Origin of the sequence: Mesorhizobium sp. M4B.F.Ca.ET.089.01.1.1 (assembly GCF_004022605.1) — a bacterium.
In the GTDB taxonomy this organism is placed as follows: Bacteria; Pseudomonadota; Alphaproteobacteria; order Rhizobiales; family Rhizobiaceae; genus Mesorhizobium; species Mesorhizobium abyssinicae.
Map to the genome: position 1 here is coordinate 1 of NZ_RZOS01000183.1, position 10,726 is coordinate 10,726.

Sequence of the window (10,726 nt, forward strand, 5' to 3'; positions counted from 1 at the left end):
GCTTCCGGTATTCGAAGATATCCAATAGCTGAAAATGCACGCTTCTCATTTCTCACTCAGCTACAAAATTTGGTAATTACCCACGCCCTGAATTCGGGGGGCGGCACAGTGCGCCGTCATTCGTCCTCGATGTCGGGGTACTGCGGGGGAGCCTTGCCGAACTTGCTGACGATCCTCGGATAATCGGCTCCGGGCTGGGCCTGCCCAGTTTCAACAACTTCAACGTGGAAGCGCCACTCGTCGCCGTAATCGTACAGGAAAGTCATTGCCGAGCCCACGTTCTGAAAGGCCGTGATGACGCGCGTACGCTTAACGCTGCGAGAGCCACTCCCCTCGATGTCGGCGAAAAGTTCGAACCGCCGGGGCGAGTCGAACAGCTTTCCCGTCAGTTTTGAGTAGAAGCCGTAGGCGTGGTCCATGTCGAAGCCATATGCCGCTACGATGGCTTCGGCCAGATCGGCGAGCATGCTCGAGCTCGACACTTCTATGTCCCGATAAAGCCTGGCCCGAAGAGAGGCTCGCAAGATCAAGGTCGCGGGCTCAGTCATGATTTCAGGCGCCGACGGTCTGGAGGATAGTCTTGAAGGCGTTGGTTCCGGTGCGCAGGCGTGCGGTGTCGACGACGGTTCGCACGTCGGCCTCGCCATTGGCGGCCCACATGGCGCGGAAGCCGTTGGTGACCTTTCGCTGAATGACGGCGGGACGGAGGGCGCGTTCGCAGGCGTTGTTGGTCGGCTCCACCAGTCCGGGATAGGCGGCGAAGACCAGGAGCTGATCGCGGGCGCGCCGAAACTTCATCTGAAGGTCACGCGCCAGATCGCACGCGGTCGGCGCACGGAGGATGTCGGCAAGACTTCGCTCCAGGGCCCGGCGCTTGGCCGCGATCGTCGAGGCCGCGAAGGTCTCGATCCCGCCGGCCAGGGCAAAGGCCCGCTTCAGCCAGAGGCGAAGCCGCGATGGCAGCATATCATCGCTCGTCTCGTCGGCGTAGGCGACGTCCCGGGCGAGATGGGCGAGACAGGTTTGATGCGCCATGCCATGCCCCTGTTGCGCCGAATAGCGATCGGAACACCAGACCTGCGGCCGATGGCCGTCCATCAGGTCGCGCACCACGATGGCGCCGCGGGTCAAAGCGGCGCGATGGACGACCGCCTCGCTCGAGCGGAACACCCATTGATAAGCGTTGCTGCCCTCAATGCGGACGCCGGTCTCGTCGGAGGCCACGACCTTTGCCCGGCGCAGGGCGGCGATGGCCGCGTCGCGCTCGGGCGCGAAGGCTGCCTGTGAACGCCGAAGCATGTTCATCAGGCCGCCCTGGCTGATCGTCAGCCCGAAGAGATCGGCGAAAGCACCTTGCAAACGTTCGTAGGACAAGGCCTGGAAGGTCTTCAGATAGGTTGCAACCGCATGAGTGCGCGGCCCGAAGGGGGTGCCGTTCGCTGCGGCCGGCACCGGAGCAATCACCAGCGTCCCACAGGACGGGCATCGCACCGAAAGCCGTCGGTGCCGCTCCACAACGGGTCGGATCTCCGGAAGATCGATCGTCTCGTGCTCGCTCACGGTCTCGACGGGAAGACCGCTCGATAGGCTGACCCGGCAGCAAGTGCATTGGTCGGGATGATGATCGACGATGCGATCGAAATCCTCGCTCAGAGCACGGCTGTGACCTTTATGTCCCGGCTTGGCGCCACCCGGCTTCGCCTTGTCGCGTCGCTCCTTGCGGTCGGTCGAGGGAGGCTTCGACGACGTTCGCGACGTCTTCTCCGGCCGCTGCAACCGCAGCACCAAGTCTATCAGTTCGTCCTTCGACAGCCGCTGCAAATCACCGCGATCCATACCGTCATGGATTCAGGCTTCGACCCCGTTGGCAAGGGGGTGGGCAATTACAAAATTTGAATTCTTTCCGCAAGTATCAAAATCTCATGGTTGGATTTACTGCTCGACACTTGATAATAAACTTATTCTTATCAATCTTAGATACGCCAAATCCATAGAATTAATTGGCGATGACGTTGAGCCAATGCCCGCATATTATCCTGCGGAAGTCTATCGAGCCTTATACGACTTGGAAATAGGCGAGGCTCCTGAAAATCTTAGGGAAGATTGTGAGGCTATAATCGCAGATATAGGCGAGGATAAAGCAATGCGCATGGTCTCCTTTGTGCGTGTCACGTACGACCAGGGAGAGGATGAGTGGAACTTCTTTGACGAAGTAGCCGCTAGTATTTTCTTCGGAATGAAGGCGGCTGCGATCTTTCAGGTTCCGCCGCACACATTCACTGAAATTGAGAGCGAGGGCTACTACCGGGCACGATACGCCAACCTCGACCACGTCGCAGTTATGGAGATCCCGAGCGACCGTTACCACCGACTAACTCGCACCCGAGGGACCCCAACTCATTTCAAGCCTGCGCTTGGATCCAGGCACTCACGAAACCAATAGCGCAAGGAATCAGCTGGTGCTGCGAGAGAGACTCTAGGCGGGGGCGGCGCCGGAGTCGCATTTGATGGCTTTGACCCGCTTTTAATTCTTGCGGCAAAGGCCGACTAGCGAGTTCTACACGCCGTCGAGCATCGTCCGTCTCATCGTCGAAATCATCGAACCCTATCGCGGACGTATCCTCGACCCGGCCTGCGGTTCGGGGGTATGTTTGTCCATTCTGGGGATTTCGTTCGCTCGCACCAACTGCTCCAGAAAAAGGAGCTTTCCATCTACGCCATCGAGAAGGTCAGCGAAACATTGCGCCTGGCGAAGATGAACCTTGCCGTGCATGGACTTGGTGGCACGATCATGGACGCGAACGGCTATTATGACGAGCCCTTCGTCGACCGGGCATCCTCGACCAGAACTTGCCGGGCAACACGCTGAAGGTGGCCTATCTCGGCGGCCGTTCCGTTGGTCGGCCCGGCAAAGAGCAATGGCTATTTCATGATCGAGCGGAAGGGCGGCTCGCCGGCGCCGGGACTTGCGCCGCGACGACGATCGACTATGAGGTACGCGCTGCCGGGAGTGGCCGCCTGTCGGTCGCGATCCCTGGACCCGAATTGACGAAAGTTCTGGCCTGCCAAAAATGCATAGTGAGACATACGGTTACATCGCCTTCGGTGATGACGATCTCTATCATCGCGGAGCGCTTCTCAGCGCTTTAAGGTTGCTGCATTTTACGCCGCACGCGCGGATCACGATCGCGACAGATAGGCCGCAATTCTACGCCGGGTATCCGGTCGAGACGTTGCCGCTATCCTCGGATCAAATGGCGGAGATGTCTTTCGGCAACCGCTATGTGTTCGGCATCAAGGCCGGCGGGCTGATCGAGCTCCTGAAGCGGACAGAGCGCCTACTCTTCATGGATACGGATATCTACCCGGTCGGCGACGCTTCGAAGGGCTTCGCCAGAATTTCTCCCTCGCAGTCGATCATGAGGCTTTGCGAGGGCATTCCCGCCGGTTACGAAATTGAAAACAAGGGGCTCCGCCTCGGCGACTACAGGATCACCGGGCGCGAGGTCATGTGGAACAGCGGGATCGTGGGGGTTCACCGCGCAAACCTTCCGGCCCTCGCCAGTGCATACGAATTGATAGAGCACATGCTCGGCGTCGTGAGCTCCCACACCAAAGAGCAATTCGCCGTCGGCCTGGCGCTGTCGCAAGGCGGGCGCAAGATAGCCCCGCACCGGCTTCCCCTTCGTCATTACAACACGGCAGGGAAGAAGGCATTCGCGCGCGGTCAGATCGCGCGGTTCTTTCGGGACAATGGCGATTTGCCTCTCGACCAGCAGATCGAGAGCTCGGCCCGCTTGCGCCTGTGGCGAGGTCCGCTCGACTTGTGGGCGCAGCGCGCCCGCTGGAGATTTTGAGGGTTTCCGGTAGGAAGCGATTTTCGGGAAAACCTAAGTGCTTGGTTGTTCTGGTCGGAGTGGCAGGATTGAACCTGCGACCCCATCGTCCCGAACGAGGTGCGCTACCAGGCTAGCGCCGCCATGAAACCGAGGCCGGTCGGTGAGCGGCGATCGCCTGAGCTTGGCTGCAACCGCCTATGGCCAACCGCTTTTAACTCGGGTCGCTCGTCTCTCGGTCCAAACATTGGGCGTACCGCAGAAGCCGGCCACGCTTTCCGGTCCGATTTGGAGCGAAGCAGACATCATCTTTCCGGACGATAGGCCGAACAATCAACCGCTTCGTTCACCCAACTTCGACCCGACGAATTTTGCAGAAAACCGGGATGTTTCCTTTCCCAACGTCCCTCTCGCCTTTGTAGACTTCCCACAGCTTGGCAAGGGGTGCTTCCTTGAGCTTGGCTCTATCTGCCGTAATCGCCAGATCGAATTGGATATCGTAGGGATCGTTCAATGTGCCGGGTGTTGACTACCCAAGAGTCCCATTAGTCAAGACGGCTTTCGCTGTGCTGAAGCTCATGTATTTGAAGAAGTGAACGCGCCTGTTATTCCAACTTGTCGGCACGGAACGCAGCAACTCATCAAAGTTCATTGGTATGCCCACTATGGCAGAGCGCCAGAATCGATGTTTAATTTATAGGAGTTAGCAAGGGCGATTCGGGAACAGACTGCAAGCCATCTCACCAGGGCTACACCATGTTAGCGAGAGGGTACCGGGATGGGAGAGGCCAAGCGGCGGGAGACGTTCTCCCAGCGAATTCGAAGGGAGCAACCCTTCTGCATCTTCTGCGGCGGGAACACGCCAAGCGAGACCCTGGAGCACTACCCGCCCCGCAGTATCTTCGACGGCAAGCACCGGCCCCAAGGTATGGAGTTCGGAGCTTGCAGGGAGTGCAACGAGGCATCGCGCGAAGCCGACCTTGTGGCGGCCACTCTTAGCCGCATGATGCCGAACCCAAAGAGTGGGGCTGGGCGGGAGGAAGTGCGAAAGCTCATCAACTCGATGTGGCGAATCCCCGGGTTTGCCCGAGAGTTCCAGCCTGACCGGAACCAGGCCGCCACCTTGAACCGCCTCCGAGACATCGCGCCTCGGCTTCCCTCCGGGAACTTCGTACGGATCGACGGACCTATCGTGGCCAGATCGATGACGATCTTCGGGTCGAAGCTCGGCCTTGCACTACATACGGCCACCACTGGGCGCATTGCGTCAGGGGCCGTCGCGGTCCAATGGTACTCGAACCTCCAAGCTTACCAAGACGCGCTGCCTAAGGAGTTCCTAGCCATGTGCGGGCCAGGGCGAACCCTCCGCCAAGGCGACTTCGAGGTGGGGGAGCAGTTCATCGTCCACAGCGTGGTCCCCGACGAAGGCGGCTCCATGTCCGCTCATTTCGCCACCTTCCGGCAGTCGTTCGCGATCATGATGTTTGCCACGGAGCAATCCGAAAAGGCTCACAGGGGCTGGTCGGTGTCGCCAGGGTTCCTAAAGCGCTCCCTCGCGGCGGTCCCGGTGCAACAGACCCTTGCCTGATAGAAGGGCTTCGCCCCTCAATCGTCACCTTAAGATGACGCGAGAGACCGGTGCCTAGAGAGCTGGCCTTCGAGGATATGTTCCGGTCGGCGGAAGAACGCCTGTCGGCCTCGCAGACCGGGCTGGAACTGTCGCATCTGAGCAGCTGAAGACCGCAGCATTAATCGGACGTTGACGGGTTCGGCGCAATCTCTGCGGGATCGATGCAGCGATCTGCCGAATTCTGATCCCGTCGGGTTGGCTTACGAATGTGCGTGCTGTCGCAGGAATGAGCGGATCATTTCGTAACGCACCGCCGGATGTCGGGGCGATCTTTTTGTTCGTGAGCGAACCATGTCGCGCCTGGTGATGGTTCTTCACCCCATGCAACGGCTGCTGTCGCATGCGCTGGCCAGGATCGTCGCCGTTGCGGCCCTGTATTACCTGACTGGACAACTGGGGCTGCTTCTGGCCGTGCCGCCCGGCTACGCGACGATCATCTGGCCGGCATCCGGCATCGCGGTCGGGGCATTGCTTGCCTATGGGCGCTCACTTTGGCCGGGGATCTTCATCGGATCGCTGGTGCTCAACGCCGTGATCGGCGGCGGCTATTCGGCTGAAACCGGGTGGGCGCTCGACAAACTGGCTGTAGCGGCCGCGATTGCCGGCGGCTCGACCGTGCAGGCCCTGGTCGCCCGCTGGCTGGTCAGCCGGGCGGTGGGGCTACCGATCGATCTCAGAGGCATCCGCGATATCATGGCGCTGTTCCTCGCAGCCGCTCCGATCAGCTGTATCGTTGCCCCCACCGTCGGTGTGGCTTCGCTCTATGTCGCCGGAGTCGTCCCGTACGCCGGCGTGGCACACAACTGGCTGACATGGTGGAGCGGCGACGTCCTCGGCATCGTCATCTTCTTGCCGATCGTGCTCGTTGCCCCCGGCGCCAAGCGCCGGCTTACCTGGCGTGGCGCGCCGCTCGGCGCACTGCCGGTTGCTGCGATACTGCTGCTGCTTTTGCCCCTCGGGCTGACGTTCTACGGCTGGAAGGCAAGCAACCAGTTCATCTACGACCGCAACAGCGCGATCTTCGCCTCGATGGCGATCGAGAACGAGCAGGCGCTGATGCACCGCCTGGCGTCCTACGACCAGGCCCTGGTTGGCGGGGTCGGCTTCTTCGAAGGGTCGAGCTACGTCAGCGCCGAGGAATGGCGCTCCTATGTCGAGGTCCTCGACCTCAAGCGCAGCATGCCCGGCGTCAACGGCATCGGCTACATCGAAAACGTTCCGGTGGAAAAGGTAGCGGACTTCCTTCTGCGGGCTCAAGTGACACAGCCCCAGTTCACCATCCATCCCGCTGTTCCCGGCGGACCTCGCTTTGTCATCACCTATATCGAGCCGCTGGCACCGAACCGCCCGGCCCTCGGACTGAACATCGCGTTCGAGAGCAATCGTCTGGAAGGGGCGACGCTCTCCCGAGACACCGGCCAGCCGGCCATCACCAAGCGCATCGTACTGGTGCAGGACCAGACGAAGAGCAACGGCTTCATCCTGCTCCATCCCATGTATCGCAAGAACGTGCCGCTCAATTCGGTCGACGAGCGTCGCGCCGCCCTGACCGGTTGGATCTATGCCCCGTTCGTCGCGCAGAAATTCATGAGCGGGCTGACCACAAGCGAAGACCGCTCGCTGGCATTGCACGTCTATGACGGCGACAGCGAGGACGCCGAAGCATTGATCTACCACAGCAGCGAACCCGACGAGACTGCGTCCGCGCCTGCGTTTTCGATACGAAAGCAGGTCGACGTGATGCAGCAGCGCTGGACGCTGTCTTGGCACAGCACGCCCGCGTTCGAGCACAGCGTCGCCAGCCAGGAGCCGCTGCTCGTGCTTTTCAGCGGCATCGTCTTCACTGCGCTGTTCGGCGCCTTGCTGTTCCTGTTCGCACGCCGTGCCGAAACCGTCAAAGTACTGGTCGATCGCAAGACAAGCGAACTGGCCGAGCGTGAGGCGCTCTACCGGCTCCTGGCGGAAAACAGCTCGGACATGATCAGCCGCGTCGCCTTCGACGGGACACGGCTCTACACCTCGCCCGCCTGCATGCGGCTACTCGGCTACACGCCGGAGGAGCTTCAGAACTCGAACGCATTTTCCGACGTTCACCCGAAGCAGCGGTCCCGCCTCCAGGCCGAGTACGCAAAGCTGGCACGAGGCGAAATAGGCGAATCGAAAGGCGTGTTCACGCTGCACCGCAAGGACGATGACTGGGTGCAGGCGGAGATCACTCTGCAGCTGGTGCGCGACAAAGCGGGAACTCCCACCGAGCTGGTCGTTACAGAGCGCGATGTCACGCTTCAGCAGGAAAGAGCCGAAGAGCTCAAGCTTGCCAAGGCGGAAGCAGAGATCGCCAAGACGAATGCCGAGCAGGCGAGCGAAGCCAAGACGGCCTTCCTCGCCACGATGAGCCATGAAATCCGCACCCCGCTCAACGGCGTGATCGGCTATGGCGATCTTCTGCTTTCCTCGAAGGAACTGTCCGAGCAGAACAGACGCTACGCCGAGCGCATCGGGACGTCGGCCGCGGCGCTGCTTACCGTCGTCAACGATATTCTCGACTTCTCCAGAATCGAAGCCGGTCAGATCGAAATCGACGCTCATCCGTTCACGCTCGGCGCCTTGATCGACAATACGCTCTCGATCGTCAACGGCATCGCGGCACGCAAGGGTCTGGCAATGGTGCGGCGGATCGACCCGACCTTGCCGCCGCACCTGGTCGGTGATCAGGACCGGCTGAGGCAGGTGCTGCTCAACCTGCTGAACAATGCCGTGAAATTCACCGCCACGGGAAGCGTGACCCTGGCCGTCGACCGCATCGGCGATGCCGGCGCCGGCTCTATCGGGCTGCGCTTTGCCGTCCGCGACACCGGCATCGGCATCCCGGCCGACCAGCAGGACCGTCTGTTCCAGCGTTTCTCGCAGGTTGACGGATCGGTCCGTCGTGAATTTGGCGGCAGCGGTCTCGGACTGGCGATCTCGAAACGCCTTGTCGAACTGATGGGGGGACGGATAGGCGTTGAGAGCACCACCGGGGAGGGTTCACTGTTCTGGTTCGAAGTGGCACTTCCCGAGGCCGCCGCGGACGCCGAACCTTCGCGGTTTGTCCAGGCGATGAACGAGACGACGGCACCGGCCCGGATACTGCTGGTCGAGGACATGGAGATCAACCGCGACATAGCTTGTGCGGTGCTTCGGGCTCACGGCCATGAGGTCGATGTCGCGGTTGACGGCACGGAAGCAGTCGCAGCCGTGCAGAACCGGAGCTACGATATCGTGCTGATGGACGTTCAGATGCCAGTCATGGATGGGCTGACCGCAACCCGGCATATTCGGGAGCTGAATTCCCCGGTCCGGGACATCCCGATTGTCGCGTTGACCGCCAATGTGCTGCCGTTCCAGCTCTCCGAGTTGTGGGCCGCCGGCATGACCGATCACGTCGGAAAGCCTTTCAAGCAGCCCGAATTGCTGGCGGCGATCGTCCGCAACACCGGCGGCAGACCTAACCGAGGCGCCGACGAACCGGGCGCGACCGCCGATCGGGACGGCGTTTTCAATGCCGACGTCTTCGGAAACCTGGCAAAAGTGCTTGGCAAGAACAGGGTGAACCAGCTGCTCGACAAGCTGGCCGACGTGCTCAGAACCCGGCTGGTGTCGATCTCGCCTGACGCCATCGAACGGGACGTCGTCCAGAGAGATGCCCATTCGCTGGTCTCGTCATCCGGCATGCTCGGCTTCGAAACACTGTCCGATCTGTGCCGCGACATTGAGACGTGCTGCATCGATGGTGCCGACCTGATGCCAGCCCTGCAACGCTACGAACGCGCGCGTGACGCTGTCCTGAGCAAGATCGAGGCGCTCAAATCTGCTGCCTGACAGGCTGGTCCTCGGACCTCCCGTCGGCCATCGTCGTGGCGACCTTCATCGGGCCCGTTCGGCGCAGCCGGGCTCAGATCACCGCTTCTTCCAGGAAAGGCTCGTTGCGCGGAATGCGCTCGTAGCAGAAGGGCGACAGGTCGAGCGTCTGGAAGGCGCCGTGGACGATGAGCTCCGATACCGCCCGACCGACGGCCGGCGACTGCTGCAGGCCGTGTCCAGAGAAGCCGTTGGCGAACATGAAGTTCCTCACCTCCGGGTGGAAGCCGACGATGCCGTTGTGGTCGAGCATGTTGTATTCATAGTGACCGGTCCAGCTGGTCTGGACCTTCAGCGCGTCGAAAGCCGGAATGCGGTGCCACAGCGCCGGCCAGATATGGTCGTCGAACTCCTCGAAGTGCATTTCGAAGTCGTCGTAGTCGGCCGGCCCGTCACCCTGCGGCGTGTTGCCGGTGAGGAAGAGTTCGCCTTCCGGGCGCACGAATGTGCCGGAGAGGTCGATGACGTTGGGCATGCGGCCAGGGATCGGATTGGCGCTGGCGAAGACGAAGCTGTAGCGCTTGTAGGGCGCCACGGGGATCGACAGGCCAGCCATCGCCGCGACCTGCTGCGCGCGCGGGCCGGCGGCGTTGACCAGGGTTCCGCAGGCGACCGTCTGACCGGTCGCGAGGCGGACTGAAACAACCCGCCCATCGGCGAGATCCAGTCCGGTCACGGCGTTGTCGATGTATTCGACGCCGCCGGCGCGAGCGGCGCGGCGGAAGCCGTTCATCATGCCCATCGAATCAAACCAGCCCTCTTCCCGCGAGCCCCAGGATCCGCCGCCGAGATCCTCTACATTGAGCCAGGGGAAACGCTCCTTCAGCGGACCCGGCTCGAGGAAGACGGTGTGGGCGCCAAGGCTGCGCTGCAGCTCGACGCGCTCGCGCGCCGCGTCCACGCCCTCGGGCGAGCAGCAGTAGAGATAGCCGTGCTCGCGAAAGCCGAGGTCGGGCGCCGGCTCGTCCTTGTAGAAGGGCGCCATGCGCTCCTGGAAGCCGCGGATGATCTCGATGCCGAACTGGCTGATCTTGACGTTGATCGGATTGGAATATTGCTGGCGGATGGCGCTGGTGGAAAGCGCGGTCGAGGAGAACTCGTAGCTCGAGTCGCGCTCGACCACGAGGATCGAGGCGCCGCTGCCCAGCGCCTGGGTCAGCCAGTAGGCCGTCGACGAACCGATGACCGCGCCGCCGACGATGACGATGTCGTAGGCCGAGCGCGACGGGGCCTTGTAGGGAGGGATCGCCATGATTCTTCCTACTGCCTGAAGGAAGCGATCAGGGCATCGGAACCCCGCGCAAGCAAACCAAGGTCCGACCCGACAGCCACCATGGTGAAGCCGTCGACAAGATAGCGG

At 61.6% G+C, this 10,726-nt stretch carries 8 protein-coding genes and 1 pseudogene; 6 read left to right on the top strand and 3 right to left on the bottom strand.

Going from position 1 to position 10,726, the window contains the following annotated elements; all coding sequences use genetic code 11:
• Nucleotides 1-116 precede the first annotated feature (116 nt).
• Together EN780_RS18100 and EN780_RS18105 are read right to left on the bottom strand one after the other, a co-directional pair.
• A complete protein-coding gene (locus EN780_RS18100) occupies nucleotides 117-548 on the bottom strand; it encodes a hypothetical protein (protein ID WP_128274886.1) in 432 nt (143 codons plus the stop codon).
• Nucleotides 549-552: 4 nt separating this feature from the next.
• On the bottom strand, nucleotides 553-1,836 hold the full coding sequence (locus EN780_RS18105; RefSeq protein ID WP_128274887.1) for an IS66 family transposase: 1,284 nt from the start codon (nucleotides 1,834-1,836) through the stop codon (nucleotides 553-555).
• Between the two features lie 28 nt (nucleotides 1,837-1,864).
• Here EN780_RS18105 and EN780_RS18110 point away from each other — a divergent pair, with 28 nt between their 5' ends.
• The 6 genes and pseudogenes from EN780_RS18110 (at nucleotide 1,865) to EN780_RS18140 (ending at nucleotide 9,327) form a co-directional block, all read left to right on the top strand.
• Entirely contained in the window at nucleotides 1,865-2,443 is a 579-nt protein-coding gene (locus EN780_RS18110; RefSeq protein WP_128274888.1) for a hypothetical protein, read from the top strand.
• Between the two features lie 88 nt (nucleotides 2,444-2,531).
• A pseudogene (locus EN780_RS18115) lies at nucleotides 2,532-2,869 on the top strand (N-6 DNA methylase).
• Between the two features lie 202 nt (nucleotides 2,870-3,071).
• Nucleotides 3,072-3,857: a hypothetical protein gene (locus EN780_RS18120; protein ID WP_128274889.1), complete on the top strand. Its 786-nt coding sequence runs from the start codon at nucleotides 3,072-3,074 to the stop codon at nucleotides 3,855-3,857.
• A 142-nt stretch (nucleotides 3,858-3,999) separates the two neighbouring features.
• The gene (locus EN780_RS18125) at nucleotides 4,000-4,365 is read left to right on the top strand and encodes a hypothetical protein (protein ID WP_128274890.1); all 366 of its coding nucleotides are present in this window, start codon (nucleotides 4,000-4,002) and stop codon (nucleotides 4,363-4,365) included.
• 249 nt (nucleotides 4,366-4,614) lie between these two features.
• A complete protein-coding gene (locus EN780_RS18130; RefSeq protein ID WP_128274891.1) occupies nucleotides 4,615-5,424 on the top strand; it encodes a hypothetical protein in 810 nt (269 codons plus the stop codon).
• A 333-nt stretch (nucleotides 5,425-5,757) separates the two neighbouring features.
• Nucleotides 5,758-9,327, top strand: coding sequence for a CHASE domain-containing protein (locus EN780_RS18140; RefSeq protein ID WP_128274892.1), 3,570 nt, complete (start codon nucleotides 5,758-5,760; stop codon nucleotides 9,325-9,327).
• Between the two features lie 73 nt (nucleotides 9,328-9,400).
• On the opposite strand, the gene EN780_RS18145 is transcribed toward EN780_RS18140, so the two are convergent.
• On the bottom strand, nucleotides 9,401-10,618 hold the full coding sequence (locus EN780_RS18145; protein WP_128274893.1) for an FAD-dependent oxidoreductase: 1,218 nt from the start codon (nucleotides 10,616-10,618) through the stop codon (nucleotides 9,401-9,403).
• Nucleotides 10,619-10,726 lie beyond the last annotated feature (108 nt).

Coding starts and splice junctions, on each gene's coding strand:
- EN780_RS18130 (WP_128274891.1), top strand. CDS start 4,615: ATGGGAGAGGCCAAGCGGCGGGAGACGTTCTCCCAGCGAATTCGAAGG.
- EN780_RS18145 (WP_128274893.1), bottom strand. CDS start 10,618: ATGGCGATCCCTCCCTACAAGGCCCCGTCGCGCTCGGCCTACGACATC.
- EN780_RS18100 (WP_128274886.1), bottom strand. CDS start 548: ATGACTGAGCCCGCGACCTTGATCTTGCGAGCCTCTCTTCGGGCCAGG.
- EN780_RS18105 (WP_128274887.1), bottom strand. CDS start 1,836: ATGGATCGCGGTGATTTGCAGCGGCTGTCGAAGGACGAACTGATAGAC.
- EN780_RS18140 (WP_128274892.1), top strand. CDS start 5,758: ATGTCGCGCCTGGTGATGGTTCTTCACCCCATGCAACGGCTGCTGTCG.
- EN780_RS18120 (WP_128274889.1), top strand. CDS start 3,072: ATGCATAGTGAGACATACGGTTACATCGCCTTCGGTGATGACGATCTC.